The organism is Ruegeria sp. AF3 (assembly GCF_056536285.1).
Genome location: NZ_JBQFJM010000001.1, coordinates 923,931 through 941,746 on the forward strand (window position 1 = coordinate 923,931; position 17,816 = coordinate 941,746).

General features: G+C 60.4%; 21 protein-coding genes. 9 read left to right on the top strand and 12 right to left on the bottom strand.

Translation table 11 applies throughout. The annotated features are described in order from the left end of the window. Position 1 precedes the first annotated feature (1 nt). On the top strand, positions 2–433 hold the full coding sequence (locus ACR3FC_RS04615) for a protein tyrosine phosphatase family protein (RefSeq protein ID WP_480473613.1): 432 nt from the start codon (positions 2–4) through the stop codon (positions 431–433). 12 nt (positions 434–445) lie between these two features. On the opposite strand, the gene ACR3FC_RS04620 is transcribed toward ACR3FC_RS04615, so the two are convergent. The 5 genes from ACR3FC_RS04620 to ACR3FC_RS04640 form a co-directional block, all read right to left on the bottom strand. Continuing rightward, a complete protein-coding gene (locus tag ACR3FC_RS04620) occupies positions 446–1,534 on the bottom strand; it encodes a FliM/FliN family flagellar motor switch protein (protein ID WP_480473614.1) in 1,089 nt (362 codons plus the stop codon). A gap of 78 nt (positions 1,535–1,612) precedes the next feature. After that, positions 1,613–4,291, bottom strand: coding sequence for an ATP-binding protein (locus ACR3FC_RS04625; protein ID WP_480473615.1), 2,679 nt, complete (start codon positions 4,289–4,291; stop codon positions 1,613–1,615). Continuing rightward, complete coding sequence (locus tag ACR3FC_RS04630) at positions 4,291–4,596, bottom strand: hypothetical protein (protein ID WP_480473616.1); 306 nt, start codon at positions 4,594–4,596, stop codon at positions 4,291–4,293. The genes ACR3FC_RS04625 and ACR3FC_RS04630 overlap by 1 nt, the downstream gene beginning before the upstream one ends. Beyond that, the gene (locus ACR3FC_RS04635) at positions 4,596–4,976 is read right to left on the bottom strand and encodes a response regulator transcription factor (protein WP_480473617.1); all 381 of its coding nucleotides are present in this window, start codon (positions 4,974–4,976) and stop codon (positions 4,596–4,598) included. Before ACR3FC_RS04635 ends, ACR3FC_RS04630 begins: the two co-directional genes overlap by 1 nt. Positions 4,977–5,053: 77 nt before the next feature. Beyond that, positions 5,054–6,346 (bottom strand): helix-turn-helix domain-containing protein, encoded by a 1,293-nt coding sequence (locus tag ACR3FC_RS04640; RefSeq protein WP_480473618.1) that lies wholly within the window; start codon positions 6,344–6,346, stop codon positions 5,054–5,056. 209 nt (positions 6,347–6,555) lie between these two features. On the opposite strand from ACR3FC_RS04640, the gene ACR3FC_RS04645 reads away from it, so the two are divergent. The 4 genes from ACR3FC_RS04645 (at position 6,556) to aat (ending at position 9,787) form a co-directional block, all read left to right on the top strand. Next, positions 6,556–7,092: a LuxR C-terminal-related transcriptional regulator gene (locus ACR3FC_RS04645; RefSeq protein WP_209505755.1), complete on the top strand. Its 537-nt coding sequence runs from the start codon at positions 6,556–6,558 to the stop codon at positions 7,090–7,092. A gap of 151 nt (positions 7,093–7,243) precedes the next feature. Continuing rightward, positions 7,244–7,738 carry an acetyl-CoA carboxylase biotin carboxyl carrier protein gene (gene accB, locus ACR3FC_RS04650; RefSeq protein WP_480473619.1) on the top strand — a complete coding sequence of 165 codons (495 nt, stop codon included), beginning with the start codon at positions 7,244–7,246 and terminating at the stop codon, positions 7,736–7,738. Between the two features lie 9 nt (positions 7,739–7,747). After that, complete coding sequence (accC, locus tag ACR3FC_RS04655; RefSeq protein WP_480473620.1) at positions 7,748–9,097, top strand: acetyl-CoA carboxylase biotin carboxylase subunit; 1,350 nt, start codon at positions 7,748–7,750, stop codon at positions 9,095–9,097. A gap of 48 nt (positions 9,098–9,145) precedes the next feature. Next, a complete protein-coding gene (gene aat, locus ACR3FC_RS04660; RefSeq protein ID WP_245222579.1) occupies positions 9,146–9,787 on the top strand; it encodes a leucyl/phenylalanyl-tRNA--protein transferase in 642 nt (213 codons plus the stop codon). Here aat and ACR3FC_RS04665 read toward each other — a convergent pair. The 6 genes from ACR3FC_RS04665 to ACR3FC_RS04690 form a co-directional block, all read right to left on the bottom strand. Beyond that, positions 9,733–10,104, bottom strand: coding sequence for a DUF2155 domain-containing protein (locus ACR3FC_RS04665; protein WP_480473621.1), 372 nt, complete (start codon positions 10,102–10,104; stop codon positions 9,733–9,735). The two genes, aat and ACR3FC_RS04665, sit on opposite strands and share 55 nt — an antisense overlap. Beyond that, positions 10,101–10,553: an outer membrane lipid asymmetry maintenance protein MlaD gene (gene mlaD, locus ACR3FC_RS04670; protein WP_267364689.1), complete on the bottom strand. Its 453-nt coding sequence runs from the start codon at positions 10,551–10,553 to the stop codon at positions 10,101–10,103. The genes ACR3FC_RS04665 and mlaD overlap by 4 nt, the downstream gene beginning before the upstream one ends. A gap of 11 nt (positions 10,554–10,564) precedes the next feature. Continuing rightward, positions 10,565–10,948, bottom strand: coding sequence for an NADH:ubiquinone oxidoreductase subunit NDUFA12 (locus tag ACR3FC_RS04675; RefSeq protein WP_267364687.1), 384 nt, complete (start codon positions 10,946–10,948; stop codon positions 10,565–10,567). Positions 10,949–11,028: 80 nt separating this feature from the next. Next, positions 11,029–11,391, bottom strand: a complete 363-nt coding sequence (locus ACR3FC_RS04680) for a RidA family protein (RefSeq protein ID WP_480473622.1) — start codon at positions 11,389–11,391, stop codon at positions 11,029–11,031. A gap of 192 nt (positions 11,392–11,583) precedes the next feature. After that, positions 11,584–12,852 carry an ATP-dependent Clp protease ATP-binding subunit ClpX gene (clpX, locus tag ACR3FC_RS04685; protein WP_480473623.1) on the bottom strand — a complete coding sequence of 423 codons (1,269 nt, stop codon included), beginning with the start codon at positions 12,850–12,852 and terminating at the stop codon, positions 11,584–11,586. 132 nt (positions 12,853–12,984) lie between these two features. Then, positions 12,985–13,617 carry an ATP-dependent Clp protease proteolytic subunit gene (locus ACR3FC_RS04690; protein ID WP_480473624.1) on the bottom strand — a complete coding sequence of 211 codons (633 nt, stop codon included), beginning with the start codon at positions 13,615–13,617 and terminating at the stop codon, positions 12,985–12,987. Positions 13,618–13,975: 358 nt separating this feature from the next. Here ACR3FC_RS04690 and ACR3FC_RS04695 point away from each other — a divergent pair, with 358 nt between their 5' ends. The 4 genes from ACR3FC_RS04695 to ACR3FC_RS04710 all read left to right on the top strand — a co-directional run bounded on the left by ACR3FC_RS04695 (position 13,976) and on the right by ACR3FC_RS04710 (position 16,964). Then, positions 13,976–14,317 (top strand): ArsR/SmtB family transcription factor, encoded by a 342-nt coding sequence (locus ACR3FC_RS04695; RefSeq protein ID WP_480473625.1) that lies wholly within the window; start codon positions 13,976–13,978, stop codon positions 14,315–14,317. Between the two features lie 60 nt (positions 14,318–14,377). Then, positions 14,378–14,515 carry an entericidin A/B family lipoprotein gene (locus ACR3FC_RS04700; RefSeq protein WP_209505735.1) on the top strand — a complete coding sequence of 46 codons (138 nt, stop codon included), beginning with the start codon at positions 14,378–14,380 and terminating at the stop codon, positions 14,513–14,515. An 830-nt stretch (positions 14,516–15,345) separates the two neighbouring features. Then, on the top strand, positions 15,346–15,762 hold the full coding sequence (locus tag ACR3FC_RS04705; protein ID WP_480473626.1) for a type II toxin-antitoxin system Phd/YefM family antitoxin: 417 nt from the start codon (positions 15,346–15,348) through the stop codon (positions 15,760–15,762). A 479-nt stretch (positions 15,763–16,241) separates the two neighbouring features. Further along, positions 16,242–16,964, top strand: a complete 723-nt coding sequence (locus ACR3FC_RS04710) for an SAM-dependent methyltransferase (protein ID WP_480473627.1) — start codon at positions 16,242–16,244, stop codon at positions 16,962–16,964. 116 nt (positions 16,965–17,080) lie between these two features. Here the strand turns inward: ACR3FC_RS04710 and ACR3FC_RS04715 are convergent, their stop codons facing one another. After that, positions 17,081–17,434, bottom strand: coding sequence for a hypothetical protein (locus ACR3FC_RS04715; RefSeq protein WP_480473628.1), 354 nt, complete (start codon positions 17,432–17,434; stop codon positions 17,081–17,083). Between the last annotated feature and the right edge of the window lie 382 nt (positions 17,435–17,816).

The following is a 17,816-nucleotide window of genomic DNA, read 5'->3' on the forward strand; positions in this document are numbered from 1 at the left end:
CATGGAGATTCGTCAGATTACCCCCCGCTATGCTGTCTCGCCGCAGATCACGGTCGAGGATGTTCCGGCCATCGCCGAGGCTGGCTTTGCCAAGGTGATCTGCAACCGGCCCAATGCCGAAGTTCCCCCGGCCATGCAATCCGACGCGATCGGCGAAGCGGTGCGGGCCGCCGGTATGGAATATGAGGTGCTGGAGCTGACCCACCAGACGATGACACCTGAGAACGTGAAGCGGCAGCGCGACATGGCGGAAAACGGCAGTGGCCCTGTTCTGGCCTATTGTGCCTCGGGCACGCGGTGTTCGGTTGTCTGGGCGCTGGGCCAGTGCGACCACATGAGCACGGACGACATCCTGAGTGCGACCGGCAAAGCCGGGTATCAGTTGGACAATCTGCGCCCCATGCTGGACCAGATGCGCGACAATGGCGGCTAAGTGCCCCTTAACCTAGCTGGCGGACTCCGGGGGCGCCAGCCCCGCCAGCTGCGTAATTTCCGCGACCATCCGTTCTGAATCGTTCACGATCAGATCGCTATCTGTCAGATCTGACACCCCGGCCGGGACGGTCTGGGCGTGCATATCATGCGCAGCCGGTTCAACCGGGTGATCTTGCGGTGGTGTTCCACTTTTGCTGGCGATGAAGTCCTGCGCGTCAGAACCAGTCAGGGCTGGCAATGCAGCGGTTTCATTCAGCCGCACGGCCCGGAGACCACCGCATTGCCCAAGGCGACCGATACCGGCGCGTGTCCGGTCGATCGTCAGAACCTCGGTCCGGTCCAGACGCGCCCCGCGCAACGGCAGAATGTCCCCGATCCGCAGGTCGGACAGGTCGGACAGGGGCAGCGGCATGCGGCACAGCGCGGCGGTCAGTTCCGCCCGCATCACGCCCGAACACTGATCCATGCGCAGATCAGCCTTTTCCCCGGTATCTTCTGCCACATCCGAGACTGCAGGATGTTCTGGCAGAAAAACCGAGATGCGGCCCTGCTGCTCTCCGTTCGCCAGATCGACGGTCAGTTCGAAAATGCGATACACCTCTTCCGTCATCGCCAGCGACAGGGTGCGCAAATCCTTGGCGCGAAAAGAATATTCCAGCCCCGCAAGGCAAATCTGATCCGATGAGGCGTCGAACAACGCGGCGGAACCGGTCAACGCGGCTTCGATCAAGGGAGCCACGATGGCGGCGTCCGTATCCGTGAACGTGCGTGCGCCGGGGTCACCGGGCAGAACCTGACCAATGGTCTGGGCCTGAACAATGGCCGAGACCACATTCGGGTTCAGACAGGCCGCGGCGCGGCCTTCAGGGCCGTCAAACACCAGCAGCAGCCAATCCTGCCCCGCCGCGTCCCCCGGCACGTCCTGCGACTGGCTGGATTGTTTTGCCCCGATAACCGCCAGCGGCAGGTTCAGCCGGTCGCCCGCAGCCCGCGCGAACCCAAGGCGCAGCGCCCGCAGAACCGAACGCGGGCGATCCCCCAGATCCTTTTGTCCGACGGACAGTTTGCGCGCCAACGCGGCATTGACATCTTGTGACATGACGCCCGATCACCAATTGTTCCAGCACCTGGCAACCGGTTTACACCCTCGGGCGTTACCAAGTCCTTTATGGCCGCGTCACTGCGCCGCCTGCTGATAGGCCTGTGGCAGGCTGATCCGGAAGGCCGCGCCGCCCTGCCCCGGCAGATAGGTAATCTCACCCCCCAGCCGCTGCATGATTTCGCGGCAGATGGCCAGACCAAGCCCCGCTCCACCAGCTTTGTCGCCGCCCACGCGGGCAAATTTTTCAAACACCATCGAGCGCGCACCCGGTGGGATGCCGCTGCCATTGTCGATGAAGTCGACGATGACCCGCCCGCCGACATCATGGGCGGAAATGACCAGCACCGGATCGTCCGCGTCACAGTATTTCTGCGCGTTCGAGATCAGGTTGATGAACACCTGCCCCAACCGATCCAGATCCGTATGCAGAAAGATACGTTCGGCCGCGCGGGTCCGGCGGACGGTGATCTTCCGGTCCGCCCCGGCCAGAGCGCTGGGCACGGCGCGGTCCAGAACCGAGCGCAGGCTGTCATCACTGAGATTGAGGCTGACCTGCCCGTTTTCAAGCACGCTCAGATCCAGCAGATCATCGAGCAGCCGGGTCAGGCGCAGGGCTTCGTCATGAATGATCGCGGCATAGCGGGTCTGCTCCTGGCGGCTGAGGCCATCGGTGTCGCGCATGATTTCCGAAAACGCCCGGATCGAGGTCATCGGCGTGCGCAATTCATGACTGACCTGACTCAGAAAGCTGTCCTTCTGTTCGGAAATCTGGGTGAGCTTGGCGTTAGCCTCGCGCAGCTGGCGTGCGGTTCGGCTGAGTTCGGAGGACTTTTCCTCGAGCTGGCCGGAATATTCCAGCAACTGCGCGGATTCGTCGGCCACGGCCAGCAGATCCTCGACCGAGACCGACGATCCGCCCACGATCTGGCCGATCATCGCATGGGCCATGGCCGCGCCGACCGAGCCGCTGAGCTCGCGTTCCAGACGGTTGAGAAAGCCCGGCGTCGGTTCCGGCAGGTGCGAACGGCCACCCTGTTTTTGCGCCTCGGCCTGAAAGAATTCCTGTGTGGGGCCGGTGCCCAGAATGCGCTGCGTCATGATCATCAGGTCTTCGCTTTGCGCCACTGACCCGGACCAACCGCGCGGCGCGACCGAGTGATCGAAGACGTTGACGAACTGCGCCCCTTGCAACCGTTCCAACGGGCTGGGAAAGCTGAGCAGGGACGCGACGCAGAAGGCAAGCGTGTTCAGGGACAAGGACCACATCACCGTATGCACCATCGGATCGATCCCCTCGATCCCGAACAGGGCATGAGGGCGCAGCCAGCCAAGGCCGAACAAGCCGTTTTGCAGCACGGTTTCGGGCATCCACGCGCCGCCCATTCCCGGCAGCAGCAGGGTGTATATCCACAGCACAAAGCCAACGGTCAGCCCGACCAGCGCCCCGGTCCGGGTCGCCCTGCGCCAGAACAGCCCCCCAACCAGCGCTGGCAGAATCTGCGAGATACCGGCAAAGGCGATCAACCCGATCGAGGCCAGCGCGGCACCGCCCCCGGACAGCCGGTAGTAGAAAAAGCCCAGCGCGATTATGGCGGCAATGGAAACACGGCGTGCCATCAGGACAATGTTGCGCACATCGCCGGATACCGAGCCGGTGCCTTCCTGCGTGTTCAGCCAGATGGGCATGACCACATGGTTGGACACCATCGTCGAAAGGGCCATCGCACTGACGATAACCATCGAGGTTGCCGAGGAAAACCCGCCGATGAAGGACAGCATTGCCAGCCAGTCATTGCCTTGGGACAGCGGCACGGTCAGAACGAACAGATCGGGGTTGGCGCCCTGAGGCAGCAGGTCCAGACCGACCACGGCTATGGGCACGACAAACAGGCTCATGAACAGCAGGTAGAGCGGGAAAGCCCAGGCAGCGGTTCTGAGATGGCCTTCGTCATCGTTTTCCACCACCATCACCTGAAACATCCGGGGCAGGCAGATAAAGGCGGCGGCCGACAGAAAGATGAACGTCGTCCAACGCCCGGCATCGACGTTCCACTGGCCGATTTCCGAGGCATCGATCCGGTCCATCATCGGGCCAATGCCGCCCGCGATCCCCCACACCACGAAAACGCCCACGGCGATCAGCGCAAACAGTTTGACAACGGCCTCGACCGCGATGGCCGTGACCACGCCATGATGACGTTCGTTCACGTCCAGATTGCGGGTGCCGAACAGGATGGCAAACACGGCCAGACCAGCCGCGACCCAAAACACGCTGGACCCTTCACGGTAGAGGCCTGACGGATCAGCCTCGGCAAAGATCGAGAAGGACAGGGTAATCGATTGCAGTTGCAGTGCGATATAGGGCGTGCCGCCCAGCACCGCCAGAATGGTCACGCAGACCGCCAGCGTGTTCGACTTGCCATACCGGGACGACAGCAGGTCGGCGATCGAGGTGACCCGCTGGCTGCGCCCGACGCGCACCAGCTTGCGCAGCCCCCACCACCAGCCGACCATCACCAGCGTCGGACCGAGGTAGATGGTGACAAACTCCAGCCCCGACCGCGCGGCGTTGCCCACCGCGCCATAAAACGTCCAGGCAGTGCAATAGATCGACAGGGACAGCGTGTAGATCACGGGCGAACGCAACCATTTGCCACGCCCGGCCGCAGCCATGCGATCCGCGGCGAAGGCCACCGCGAACAGGAACACGACATAGCCAAGGCAAACCAGAATCAGAATATTTATGGTGGCCATCACTCAGCGCCCGTGTCCGATCCTTCACGCACGGCCATGCGGCGGGCGGCCAGCCCAAAGACAAACCCGGCCAGGATCAGCGCGCCCCAGCAGAGGAATATGTAATACATCGCCGAAGACAAGGGCACAGCCGCATCCCCGCCAGACCGATCCGGCCACAGCAACGGAAGGGCCAGCAGCGCCGCGCCCAGAAAGGGCAAAATCCGGGCAGCATCCGTCAACCTGTGACGGCGATAGCTTTGACGTTCCAGAAAAAGCGAAGGGCGTGCGCCCGGTGGTTTGGTCTTGTTGCCCTCGCCGGACATCAAATGCGCGTCGCCTGCGCGTGAAGATCACGCACGGCCGTCAGAACTTCGGCATTGGAAAACGGTTTAGTCATGAAGCGGCTGACGCCTGCGTTTTCGGCCATTTCCCGGTCGCGCGACTGACCCCGTGCGGTCAGCATCAGAACCGGCAAGCCTGCCAGTTCCTCCATTTTTCTGAGTTCCCGAAGGATATCCATACCGTTCTTGCCCGGCAGCATGACATCCAGAATGACCAGATCGGGCTGCGCCCCCTGGATCACCTGAACCGCATCCGTTCCATCGCCATGCGTTTCGACCTGCCATCCCTCGCGCGACAGCAGGAACCGGATAGCCTCGGCGATGTTCGGTTCGTCCTCAATCAGCAGAACCTTTCGGCTCATATGTTCAATTCCTCCCATACCCGGCCTTCCAACCCGGGACCGGTTCCCGCCAGATTAAGCGGTCTGTCATGAACGTGTCAAAAACCTTCGCTCAAAATCGACGGCTCGCGCCGCGCTTTGCAATCGCGGTTTGGGCAGACACGGCAATTCGGCCCCACCTGAGTGACCGGCACCGCGTCTGACGGGTCCCTGACCGGGCGCACCACCATGACCGAGCGATAGGCCGGGTCCTGATCGTATCCCGACACTGCATGCGGCCAGGCATAGGCAACGCAGTCGAAAAGGGCCGAGGACCTGCCGGTCAGGACGACCTGCTTGCGCACCGGCACCAGCGGACGGCTGAGGGCTGTGAACAGCGGCCAAAGCGGGCAGACATCGCCATGCCGGGGCAAGGTAAACCCCTGAATCGGTTTGAGAAACAGGATACTTCCGGACGCGTCGCACAGCACCATGCCAACCGGTTGTGACAGGATGCCATCCGGCAGAAAGGCCAGCCGCCTGAGGACAGTGGCAAAATCAACCGAGAACCGCTGCGCCAGTTCGATGGGGTTCGGATCACCCTGTTGAACAACCGCTTTGACAGCCTCTAGCGGCAGGGCCTGCGCGTCTGCGCGATAAATTCTGAGAACTTCGCGCGCGACGGTGCGCGCCGCCGAGGTATTGAGCCCGCTCAGGTCAACCGCGTCCACATCGCCACCGTCTTCCAGTTCGGAAATCGTGTAGCCGCGGGTTTCAAAGAAGGCTTCGACCTCTTCCAGGGGAACGGCACGTGGATCAACCGCCGAGTCGCTTTCGTCGAGGAAGGTCACCAGCGCCTTGGAACTGCCTGCCAGCCGTTCGGCATCCTGATGCAGGTTCTTGTGGAAACGCTCGCGCCATTCGGCCTCGATATCTTGGGTATCCGCAAGGATCGCGGCGGTCGAGCGTATCGCGGCGGCGGTTGACAGAACCTCGTGCATCGACGCGGCCAGTTGCGGGTCGTGCGTAAGGCGGTCGGACAGGGTTTCGACGTTCCGCTCCAAAGACACGACACGGCGATGCATCTGCGCCAGAACACCGGCCCAGCCGGGAAAACGACCGGCAAACTCCTCAAGCCCGTCAACCTCGGCCTGTTGCCCGACCGCTTCCTCGGCCGCTTCACGCAGGGCGGAAACCAGAGTTGCCTCGATCCCTTGTGTCAGGACCGAAGGTTCAACGCCCAGCGCCGCCGCGATATCGACCAGCAACTTGCCCCCGATCCTGCGGCGATTATGTTCGATCAGGTTCAGATAAGACGCCGATACGCCGGCCTGCCGCGCCAGTTCGGCCTGCCGCAGCCCGGCAATCTGGCGTCTTTCGCGAATGCGGCTGCCTGTCAACGTGTCGCGCATGCTTACTTTCCCTGAATTCAGATCCGGCGGAATTCACATTCGTTTTCAGATTATAACATCTGTTTCTGTAGGTTAATCATTTCTTTTCAACCGGCATTTACAACTTTCACAAACTGGCGCAGACCACAGCATCTGTTTCGGGCGTCAATCTGGCGCAAGACATCGCATCCCCCCTTCATTTCCGCGCGCTTTCCCGGCACCATACACGCATGAGCGACCCCGCCTTTGAATATGCGCCGATCGGGCTTGTTGAGCTGGAAAACCGGATCATCCGGCGCTGCAACCTGCAATTTGCCCGCACCTTTGGCGGAGAAGAAAACGACTATCGCAACATGCCGCTGTTGCACCTTTACCCTTCGGTCGCTGATTGGGAGAGGATCGGTGAGCGCAGCCTGCAGGTGATGCGCGGCACCGGGTACTACACGGATGAGCGTGTCATGCGCCGCCGCAGCGGGGACCTGTTCTGGTGCCGCGCCCGGGGCCGGTCGCTGACGCCCGACGACCCGTTCCGCCACGGCATCTGGAGCTTTTCCGACATATCCGAGGAACGACCGCTGGTTGAACTGACCATCCGTGAACGCGAAGTGGCCATCCTGTCCTGCCGTGGCCTGTCGGCCAAGGAGATCGGAGCAGAGCTGGGACTGAGTTACCGCACAATCGAAGCTTACCGCGCCCGTTTGCTTGAAAAATTCGGCGCACGAAAGCTGTCTGAACTGGTCGCCAAATTATCGGGGATGCCCCTGTGACCTGTCCGACCCTTTAAATTACGCGTGAAACGCATGCCAGATGGTGCGAGTCGGCGCTTTTCATGCACCGCCGCTTAGCCTATAACCCTGCGTAATTTGATCAGAGCCCGCAAGAAACAGACGGGCCAAAGGGGAACCGTCGAGGATACTCATGACAGACACCAAACACGAAGCGGATGTGGCATTCATCAAGGCTCTGGCCGAGTTGCTGCGCGAAAACGATCTGACCGAGTTGCAGGTCAAACGCGAATATGGCGAAGAAGACAGCCTGAACGTGCGCGTCAGCCGTATGACACAGACCGTGGCCGCTCCGGTTCAGATGGCTGTTCCTGCAGCAGCGCCCGCCCCCGTAGCGGCACCGGCTGCGGCCCCCGCGGCGGCCCCTGCTGCCGCCGAAGATCCGGCCAGCCATCCGGGCGCTGTCACCTCGCCTATGGTGGGCACGGTCTATATGCAGCCGGAACCCGGAGCGCCCGCTTTCATTTCCGTCGGCGCGACAGTGTCCGAAGGCGACACGCTGCTGATCGTCGAAGCGATGAAGACCATGAACCACATCCACGCCCCCAAATCAGGCACCATCAAGCGCGTGCTGGTGGGCGATGGCGACGCTGTTGAGTTCGGCACCCCTCTGGTCATCATCGAGTAAGGCGGGCCCATGTTCGACAAGATCCTGATAGCCAACCGAGGCGAGATCGCCCTGCGCGTCATCCGCGCCGCACGCGAGATGGGGATAAAGACGGTTGCCGTCCACTCCACCGCCGACAGCGACGCGATGCATGTGCGCATGGCGGACGAATCGGTGTGCATCGGCCCCCCGCCCAGCCCGCAAAGCTATCTGTCGGTGCCCGCCATCATCTCGGCCTGTGAGATCACCGGCGCGCAGGCGATCCATCCCGGCTATGGCTTTTTGTCCGAAAACGCCGAGTTCGTGCAGATCGTCGAAGATCATGGCATCACGTTCATCGGTCCCACCGCGGAACATATCCGCGTCATGGGCGACAAGATCACCGCCAAGGACACAATGAAGGCGCTGGGTGTGCCTTGTGTTCCGGGGTCGGACGGTGGCGTTCCCACGCTGGCCGACGCCAAACGCATCGGTGAGGAATTCGGTTATCCCGTCATCATCAAAGCCACCGCTGGCGGCGGTGGGCGCGGCATGAAAGTCGCGATGAACGCGGACGAGATGGAAAGCGCCTTTATGACCGCACGCGCCGAAGGCAAGGCCGCCTTTGGCAATGACGAGGTCTATATCGAGAAATACCTGACCACGCCGCGCCATATCGAGATTCAGGTCTTTGGCGACGGCAAGGGCAATGCGGTGCATCTGGGCGAGCGCGATTGTTCGTTGCAGCGCCGTCACCAGAAGGTCTTTGAAGAGGCCCCCGGCCCCTGCATCACCGCCGAAGAGCGTGCCCGGATCGGCAAGATCTGCGCCGACGCGGTGGCCAAGATCAACTATATCGGCGCAGGCACCATCGAGTTCCTGTATGAAAAGGGAGAGTTCTATTTCATCGAGATGAACACACGCCTGCAGGTGGAACACCCGGTGACCGAGGGCATCTTTGACGTCGATCTGGTGCGCGAACAAATTCTTGTCGCCGCAGGTGAGCCGATGTCATTCGGTCAGGACGATCTGAAGATCAACGGTCACGCCATCGAGGTCCGGATCAACGCAGAGAAGCTGCCGAAGTTTTCACCCTGCCCGGGCAAGATCACGGCCTATCACGCGCCGGGCGGTCTGGGCGTGCGGATGGATTCGGCGCTTTATGACGGCTATTCGATCCCGCCTTATTACGACTCGTTGATTGCCAAGCTGATCGTGCACGGCCGCGACCGCAACGAAGCGCTGGCGCGCCTGAAGCGGGCTTTGGGAGAGCTGATCGTAGACGGCATCGACACCACCGTGCCCCTGTTCCACGCCCTGTTGCAGGAGCCCGATCTGCACAGCGGCGAGTACAACATCCACTGGCTGGAGCGCTGGCTTGCGGAGAACATGGAAAAATAAGGGCCATGTGCCAGAGGGCCCGCGCCCTCTGGTCGCCCTATCACCGGCATGAGCCTGACCCCCGAACTGCTGTTGCACGGGTATTCCATCGGTATCTTCCCGATGGCCGAACACCGCGACGATCCTGAACTGTTCTGGGTTGACCCCAAGTTTCGCGGGATATTTCCGCTGGACGGGTTCCACATCTCGCGCAGTCTGGCCCGCCGCATCCGGAACTGCGGGTTCGAGATTTCAATCAACCGGGATTTTTCCGGCGTTGTTGATGGGTGCGCCGACCGATCCGACACCTGGATCAACGCGGAACTGCACGCCCTTTATCGCCAGCTGCACCAGTCCGGTCATGCGCATTCTCTGGAAGTCTGGGACGGAGCGGCACTGGTGGGCGGCGTTTATGGCGTGACGCTGGGGGCCGCGTTCTTTGGCGAAAGCATGTTTTCGCGCCGCACGGACGCCTCGAAAATCGCGCTCGCCTATCTTGTGGACCGGCTGCGGCAAACCGGCTTTCACCTGTTTGACACGCAGTTCCTTACCGCGCATCTGGCGTCCCTTGGGGCGATCGAAATCCCGCGTGGTGCCTACAAGAAAGAACTGGAAGAAGCCCTGAACCAGAGCGCTGACTTTGCCGCGCCGATCACTCAGTCCGCAGAAGGCGTGATACAGCGGATGACCCAAACGTCATACCGCGCGTGATCCAGCGCATTCAGCGCCGGAGAGGTCGCAATCATCCAGCCGTCAAACAGCTGATCCGCTTTGCCCGTTTCCCAAATGGTCAGATAGGCAAAGGCATCGCCTGTCGGGTTATCCACCGGATATCGGCAATCCCCCAGCGCCACATCCAGCCCGAAAACAGCTTCGGTCTGACCTGTCTGCAATTCGATATCAACCGTCTGGCCACTGACTTTGTCGAGCCCCCGCAGCATGGCGCCGGGGCCAGAGTTGACTTTCTGCTGCGCCGCGGCACCGGTTCCACCAGCCAGCAACAGGGCAAACAGGGCGGCGCGCATCATTCGCTGCCATCTCCGGCTACGAACTTGACCAGCAGCGAGATCAGGCTGACCGCACCCTGGGTATCCTGAATCTCATCTCCGGGTTCAAAAAAGAAGGGTGAACCGCCAGGCATGACTTCGACAAAGTTTCCACCCAACAGCCCTTCGGACGAGATCACGATGGCGCTGTCATCGGGCACAAGAACGCCTTCCGCAACAGAGAAAGTCGTGTCGGCACGATAGGTGTCCGGGTTCAGCTTGACCCCGGTAACGGTGCCGATTTTCACCCCGGCAAGACGGACATCCGTGCCAACGCCGACCCCTTCCAGCGACCGGAACGAAGCGCCCAGCTCATAGCCCGCAGCACCTTGCGACAGGCCGGTTGATTGGCTGGCATAGACGCCAAACGCAATGGCACCGGCCAAAACGACGCCTCCGACAAGAACTTCGGTCCAGTTATGGGTCGACATCTTCGCCTCGTTTATTCCGGGCTCCAGGCCTCGTAATCCCTGCGCTCAACCGGCTTGGCCCGCCGCAGCGACCCGGCAGGCGCATAGGCCAGCGCCGTACCTGTCAGGTTCTCCTGATGCGGTTTTTCCCAGGCTTTGTGCGGCAGCGGTTTGTCGGTCGGGGGTTCGTCCCAGGTGCGGTGCAACCAGCCGTGCCATTCGGGGTCAACCCGGCTGGCTTCGGCCTCGCCATTGAAAATCACCCAGCGCCTGCTGTCGTCGGCGGTGCGATAAAACACATTGCCTTCATTGTCTTCGCCCACTTTCACACCCTTGCGCGCCGTATAAAGCTGCGTGTTCAGTGTTGAACCGTTCCACCAGGTCACGGCTCGTAAAAGACTGTTCAGGATTCCCATCGGCTGCCTCCGGCATTTCGGTCGAGAGAAGGTATGGACCAAAGGCTCGCCAAGGTCCAGTGCCCCTTGGGCTTCCAGTGTCACTGCGGCAGGATGGCGGTCACTTCGATCTCGATCCGGTACTTCGGATCAATCAAACCGCATTCGATCATCGTCGCAGCCGGTGGATTGGCGCCAAACGTCTCGGCCAGAACCGGCCAGCACGGCGCGAACTCATTGCGGTCCGGCAACATGTAGGTGACCCGAACCACATCTTCAAAACCTGCGCCCGCCTCAGCCAGTGCCTTGCCGATGACATCCAGCGCAGACCGGCATTGCGCCACCACGTCCTCGCCCTGCCCGACGGTCCCGGCGACATGAACCCAGCCGCCCGCAACCACCGCACGGCAATAGCCGACTTTCGCCTCAAACTCACCGCCCGAAGAAATGCGCTTCACTGTCATAACCCGTCACCTTTGTTGTTCGAAAGCTTACTTAAGCTCCCGCCGCCTGACCGCGCATGCCTTCGCGAGCGAGCGACGGATCCCCAGCTTCATCTGGCTATAAATACCCCGGGAGAGATGCCCGAAGGGCAGCGGGGGCAGAGCCCCCTGAACCTGTTCAACTGAAGTCCCGCCGCCGCGAAATGACCGGCCTCAACCAGCCGAGGCCGATTCCTTGGCCGCATCGGCATAGATGAACAGCGGCTGCGCGTCGGACATCACCGCCTCTTCGTTCACCACAACCTCGCTGACATTTTTCATGCCCGGCAGTTCGAACATGGTGTCCAGCAGGATATCCTCGAGAATTGACCGCAGGCCGCGCGCACCGGTTTTGCGCTCGATGGCTTTCTTGGCAATCGCCTTCAGCGCGTCATCGGTGAAGCCCAGCTCAACATCTTCCAGCTCGAACAGGCGCTGGTATTGCTTGACCAGGGCGTTCTTCGGCTTGGTCAGGATGGTGACCAGTGCTTCCTCGTCCAAATCCTCCAGCGTTGCCAGAACCGGCAGACGACCGACGAATTCGGGGATCAGGCCAAATTTCAGCAGATCTTCAGGTTCCAGATCCTTGAAGATCTCGCCCACGCCGCGCTCGTCATTGTCACGCACATCGGCGCCAAAACCCATGGCCGAGCCCTTGCCGCGTTGTGCAATGATCCTGTCCAGACCCGCAAAAGCGCCGCCACAGATGAAAAGGATGTTCGTGGTGTCCACCTGCAGGAATTCCTGCTGCGGGTGTTTGCGGCCGCCCTGCGGCGGAACGCTGGCCACGGTGCCTTCCATCAGTTTCAGCAGAGCCTGCTGCACGCCCTCACCGGACACGTCGCGCGTGATCGACGGATTCTCGGATTTGCGGGTGATCTTGTCGACTTCGTCGATATAGACGATGCCGCGCTGCGCGCGTTCGACATTGTATTCGCTGGCCTGCAAAAGCTTGAGAATGATGTTTTCAACATCCTCGCCCACGTAACCGGCTTCGGTCAGCGTGGTGGCATCCGCCATGGTAAAGGGAACATCCAGTATCCGGGCCAGTGTCTGCGCAAGCAGCGTCTTGCCACAGCCGGTGGGGCCGATCAGCAGAATATTGGATTTCGCCAGTTCGATATCATTACCCGCCTTCTGGGCGTGGTTCAGACGTTTGTAGTGGTTGTGGACCGCAACCGACAGGACCCGTTTTGCGGTGGACTGGCCGATCACGTAATCGTCCAGCACCTCACAGATATCCTTGGGCGTCGGAACGCCGTCCGAAGACTTCAGCCCGCTGGCCTTGGTCTCTTCGCGGATGATGTCCATGCAAAGTTCGACACATTCATCACAGATGAAAACGGTCGGGCCTGCGATCAGCTTACGCACCTCATGCTGGCTTTTGCCGCAGAAGCTGCAGTAGAGCGTGTTTTTCCCGTCACCGCCTGAATTCGTCGCCATGATCTACCTTTCGGGCCTCATCCCAGCACCCCCGGCGGGGATGCGTTTTCGCCTGTTCGTGCAGCTTAGGCCAGCGTTTTGGCCGCTACAATCTCAAAATGGTTCCTGCGCCGGTGACGCAGGCTCCGGAACTCAGACCTCATCCGCGTCCGTTTTTGCGCGGTTTTCCACGATCTCGTCGATGTGGCCCCATTCCTTGGCCTCTTCCGGGCTCATGAAATTGTCACGGTCCAGCGCTTTTTCAACTGCTTTTTTCGTCTGCCCGGTATGACGTACATAGATATCATAAAGGCGATCCTTGAGTTTTTGCGTCTCGGCCGCGTGGATCATGATATCACTGGCCTGGCCCTGATATCCGCCGCTGGGCTGGTGCACCATGATCCGGCTGTTGGGCAGCGAAAAGCGCATCCCTTTCTCGCCACCGGCCAGCAGAACCGATCCCATCGAGGCGGCCTGACCGATCACCAAAGTGGAACATTTCGGCTTGATATACTGCATTGTATCGTAAATCGACAAACCGCTGGTCACAACGCCACCGGGCGAGTTGATGTAGATCGAGATTTCCTTTTTGGGGTTTTCCGCTTCAAGGTGCAGCAGCTGGGCCACGATCAGATGGCTCATGCCATCGTGTATCGGGCCGTTGATGAAAATGATCCGCTCTTTCAGCAGGCGGGAGAAAATATCGTAAGCGCGCTCGCCCCGGCTGGTCTGCTCAACGACCATGGGGACAAGCGTATTCATGTAGGTATCTACGGGATCGAACATTCGCAACCTGCCTGTTTTGCTGTGGCTCGGGACATTATCCCAACAAGTGTTACCTGAGTCTTAGTGTTGGCTCCGGGGGGCTGCAAGGGGTGTCGGTGAGAACACAGAACGAATGTGGACCAACGCCAATAAGAATGCCACACCTGCCGCTGCCTCGCAGTACCACCACATCCGTGATTGCGCCCTGCACAAGGGGCTGCGGGAAAAACGGCTGCGGGTTCCCCTTTTCTGATCACGGTTTTTTGATTCATACATATAGCAATAATTGATCGAAACATGTACTGAAGGGGCTCGCAGGCGACGAGCTTTACGTAACGGAAACTACGCCCGGTCAACGGGTTCACAAGGAACACATTCGATGGCACTTCCACAGCTGTCCCAGGACATGTCGCAACACGACCTGGATCGTATGGTCGATAATGCGACACGCGCGTCCAACTTCCTCAAGGCAATCAGTCACGAAGGCCGACTGATGATCCTGTGTCACCTGGTCTCCGGTGAGAAATCTGTCACCGAGTTGGAAGAGCTGTTGTCCGCCAGACAAGCCGCTGTTTCGCAACAGCTTTCCCGCCTGCGTCTGGAGGGGCTTGTGATACCGCGCAGAGAGGGCAAAACCATCTTCTACAGGTTGGCCGATGACCGCCCGCGCCGGATGCTTGAAGTGGTGTACGAGCTGTTCTGCGGTGAGGACAAAGGCTAGCTCTGGCTTGGTGTCGAGAAAGGTGCTACCGAATCCGTATCGAGCACTGAGGAGACACACATGATCCGCGTAATTCTGATTGGCCTGAGCCTGTTTGCACTCACCGCCTGCGAAACCGCCAAAGGCGCGGGTAAAGATATCGAAAAGGCCGGGGATGCAATCCAGAACGCAGCTTCGGACGTGCAGGAAAGCCTGTAAACGCGCTTATCTTGCGGGCGAGCCGGACATTAACGCAATATATGGTTGAAGATTGCGCCCACACGCAGTAGTCTAGCCCTACAGGTGCATAGACGCGGCATTGCATATCTGACACTAAATCGGGGCTCTTTCGCGCACGCAGAAGAGCCCCGTTCCCGTTCGGCAGGGGTGAGTGGCAGCCTGTATGAAACCGAATTTCGGCATAAGAAAAGGCGTCAGGTGCGCAGACGCGGTCTTTGCATGTACCCTTACGGATACGCCCTGACGCCTTACCGGGTCGACGCACCCCGAGGAGCACTCCGATCCAGTCGCCCCAGCCCCCTGAGAGACTGCAGCCGCCGCTTTGTCCCCTAAGGTCCATCGCGACATGCATTGGCCGTTTGAGAAGATGGCCACCCGACCTGGGTCCGAGACCCACATCTGGCTGATCACCAACCGGTAAGCCTTTGCAGTTAAATGCAAATCCTAAGATCCGCCTTCCTCTGCTCAGACCCCCTTGGCCTTTGCGTCCCGCCCCGGTTCCGAAGACCCTGTGCGGTGAGATGACTGTTGCACCACGCCCTGCATCCGACAAGAAAATAGCACTGCAGCATGAAAATTAGACGGGGATAAGATGTTGATATCCGGCGGGAGAGTTTTGTGGATAACCCGAGAATCCCCGATCCCGTGAAGGGTTGAGGGCGGAAAAAACCGGACGTGACCCCGGCGCCCGAAATTCCCGCGATGCTGCGGGTGCAAAACGCTCCGTGCGGACCGTTAGGCCAAAATTGTGCGATTTGTACAACGCTCGGACCTCCAATCTTACGAATCGTACAGACGGAGATTCGCCGATGCGCTGCACCATTTCCTATGCCCGCGCCCATCTGGGGCCGTTGATCACCCGCGCCCAGGACCCGCGCGAGGTGATCATCCTGACCCGGCACGGCAAGCCGCTGGCCGCGCTGGTCTCGATGACCGAGGCCAACCGGATCTGGCAGTTGCAGGATGACGACGAGATCGGATGGAAGCACCCGCTGTCGGGGCTGCGCGGGATGTGGTCGAAGGGGCGCAACATCCCCGGCATGGAACCGGGACCGGACGGCCGCTATGTCACCGCGCGCGAGGCCGCGCTGAAGGTCCGCGAGATCCAGATGACCCGCGCCGAGGAACGCCGCATTCTTGCGCGGGGCGGTCTGGATCCTGTCGCAGGCGGTGAACTGGCCGCCCGGCCTGTCTCCTCACTCTGGAGACGCTGGTTCCGTTTCTGAGAAGCGTTCCGGCCCGGCGGTGATACCAACACCCCCTCCGCCGAAATCCGTGAGCAACGGCGGCTTATACCCCTTAACAACCCGACCGGGCCGGAAACGCTTCGGTTCACCTGACGGGCCGGAACGGGGTCGAAAACAGTCCCGGTGTGCAGGCTACGGAAATCTCTGATCTGATGATCGGCACCCTTCTTTGGGGTGCGGGCCGTGCTGGCCTGTGACTGAGATTGGATGCGCGCGCGGCGGTTACAACTTGTCTGAAGGAAACTTCATCAAGGGTTCATGCGCGGGAAAGGTGGACAAGAAGAAAACCCCATCCTGCCGGGTATTGCGCATTGCGTTTTTCCTTCCAACACCGCGCGCCACAACTTAAACAGGGATTTCAGGCAACTGCCCTCATCCGGGGCGTCCGATCCAACTTGAAAAGCCCCAGACAGAACATGCGATTTCCAAAACGACAACATCGAGAGTTCAAGAGCGTTGTGCGCAAGTTCCGCAACGAGTTTTCACTGTTCGTGCTGGAACAAAGCCGCGGACAGGTGCTGTGCGGGCCGATGAAGGGGTTTCGCTTTGTCGAAAACGCATTCTGGGGCGGGCATTCGGATACGGCCACGAAAATCTTTGGCCTGTATGAGCAGCAGAACCTGAAGGTGCTGAGCAACTCGGACAAGCCGGTGCTGGTGGATATCGGGGCGGCGGACGGCTTTTGGGGCGTCGGGCTGGTGGCCGCGGGGCAGTTCGAAAAAAGCGTGTGCTTTGAGGTTTCGGCAAAAGGCCGGGAAGTCATCCGCGAAACGGCGGAACATAACGGCGTGGGCGACCGCGTGACGGTATTTGGGGATGCGCTGACGGACACGGTTGCAAATATCGCAAGCGTGGCCCCCGACCCGGCGGACATCTTCTTTCTGATCGATATCGAGGGTGTCGAATTCAGCCTGTTGACCGAAGATTTTCTGACGCATTTCCGCAGATCGGAGTTTCTGATCGAACTGCACCCCCAGATGGTGGAGGATGGCGATGCGAAACTGAAAGCGATCGAAGCGTTCTGCGCCGGGTATTTTGATGTCGCCTATGTGGACGGAAGCGTGCGCGACACGTCCGAGATGGATGAGATTATCCGGTTGGGGGATGATTTCAAATGGCCGATCCTGTCCGAAGGGCGCGGTTTTCCGATGCAATGGTTGCATTTGGTGCCGCGCGGGTGAGGTGTGGTTTCGGCGGTTGACCCGCAGACCCGAGGGCCGCGAACGGCCAGAGCCCACACGGCGCAAGCGCAGATACAACCGCCAAACCAACCCCGCCCTACGGATGTCGCGACGGTCTAGGCAAAAGCTGCGATCAGCAGGACCAGCCCGGTCAGGCCAATCAGCGCGTGAGAGACCAGCTTCAACCCTTTTGTGTTCCTGTTCTGCAACCCCTTGGCATAATGGGTATTGGCGAATTCCCCGTCGATATCAGAACGCAGATTGACCAGATCATCCAAAGTGGCCCCGCCCGCCAGAATGCCGTAGGCGGTTGTGGCGATGACCAGAATGGCCTGAGCCAGCGCATAACCGTCGGGCGCAAAGCTGATGATGGCGGCGATACCGACAAAGCAGAACAGCGTGGTGCGCATGATGACGTGGTAGTCTTGAAACCGGCTGATGGCGTATTGCGCCCGAAGTTGCGCGTCCATGGCAATCCCTCCGTTTATCAATTGATTGGAATGCCGGGAGTGTATCACTGTTTGCCATTTTCCCGAAATTTGAACACCACCCCGTAGGGCGGGCTTCAGCCCGCCACCGGACACAGCCGATCCATGTGCGTTGGTTTGGGGGCGGGGATATGGGCGAGTGGCGGATTGGCGGGCTGAAGCCCGCCCTACGGAGTGGTCGATGGAACCGAAGAGGGGCGCAAACGCGCCGCCCGTTTTGCCGGCGACAAACCTTTGGTTAGTTTCGCCAAAGGCGAACCTTCGGTTCGACGGGCGGGTTATGCCGGAGGCAAGCTTTCAGCATGACGCGGCCCGGCGGTGCCGCCGGGCAGGTGGGTTGATGGATCGGCACTTGGACACGAGA

Coding starts and splice junctions, on each gene's coding strand:
- ACR3FC_RS04615 (WP_480473613.1), top strand. CDS start 2: ATGGAGATTCGTCAGATTACCCCCCGCTATGCTGTCTCGCCGCAGATC.
- ACR3FC_RS04630 (WP_480473616.1), bottom strand. CDS start 4,596: ATGTCCGGCGAGGGCAACAAGACCAAACCACCGGGCGCACGCCCTTCG.
- ACR3FC_RS04700 (WP_209505735.1), top strand. CDS start 14,378: ATGATCCGCGTAATTCTGATTGGCCTGAGCCTGTTTGCACTCACCGCC.
- accC (WP_480473620.1), top strand. CDS start 7,748: ATGTTCGACAAGATCCTGATAGCCAACCGAGGCGAGATCGCCCTGCGC.
- aat (WP_245222579.1), top strand. CDS start 9,146: ATGAGCCTGACCCCCGAACTGCTGTTGCACGGGTATTCCATCGGTATC.
- ACR3FC_RS04680 (WP_480473622.1), bottom strand. CDS start 11,391: ATGACAGTGAAGCGCATTTCTTCGGGCGGTGAGTTTGAGGCGAAAGTC.
- accB (WP_480473619.1), top strand. CDS start 7,244: ATGACAGACACCAAACACGAAGCGGATGTGGCATTCATCAAGGCTCTG.
- ACR3FC_RS04690 (WP_480473624.1), bottom strand. CDS start 13,617: ATGTTCGATCCCGTAGATACCTACATGAATACGCTTGTCCCCATGGTC.
- mlaD (WP_267364689.1), bottom strand. CDS start 10,553: ATGTCGACCCATAACTGGACCGAAGTTCTTGTCGGAGGCGTCGTTTTG.
- ACR3FC_RS04705 (WP_480473626.1), top strand. CDS start 15,346: ATGCGCTGCACCATTTCCTATGCCCGCGCCCATCTGGGGCCGTTGATC.
- ACR3FC_RS04715 (WP_480473628.1), bottom strand. CDS start 17,434: ATGGACGCGCAACTTCGGGCGCAATACGCCATCAGCCGGTTTCAAGAC.
- ACR3FC_RS04635 (WP_480473617.1), bottom strand. CDS start 4,976: ATGAGCCGAAAGGTTCTGCTGATTGAGGACGAACCGAACATCGCCGAG.
- ACR3FC_RS04675 (WP_267364687.1), bottom strand. CDS start 10,948: ATGGGAATCCTGAACAGTCTTTTACGAGCCGTGACCTGGTGGAACGGT.
- ACR3FC_RS04665 (WP_480473621.1), bottom strand. CDS start 10,104: ATGATGCGCGCCGCCCTGTTTGCCCTGTTGCTGGCTGGTGGAACCGGT.
- ACR3FC_RS04620 (WP_480473614.1), bottom strand. CDS start 1,534: ATGTCACAAGATGTCAATGCCGCGTTGGCGCGCAAACTGTCCGTCGGA.
- clpX (WP_480473623.1), bottom strand. CDS start 12,852: ATGGCGACGAATTCAGGCGGTGACGGGAAAAACACGCTCTACTGCAGC.
- ACR3FC_RS04625 (WP_480473615.1), bottom strand. CDS start 4,291: ATGGCCACCATAAATATTCTGATTCTGGTTTGCCTTGGCTATGTCGTG.
- ACR3FC_RS04640 (WP_480473618.1), bottom strand. CDS start 6,346: ATGCGCGACACGTTGACAGGCAGCCGCATTCGCGAAAGACGCCAGATT.
- ACR3FC_RS04645 (WP_209505755.1), top strand. CDS start 6,556: ATGAGCGACCCCGCCTTTGAATATGCGCCGATCGGGCTTGTTGAGCTG.
- ACR3FC_RS04695 (WP_480473625.1), top strand. CDS start 13,976: ATGGCACTTCCACAGCTGTCCCAGGACATGTCGCAACACGACCTGGAT.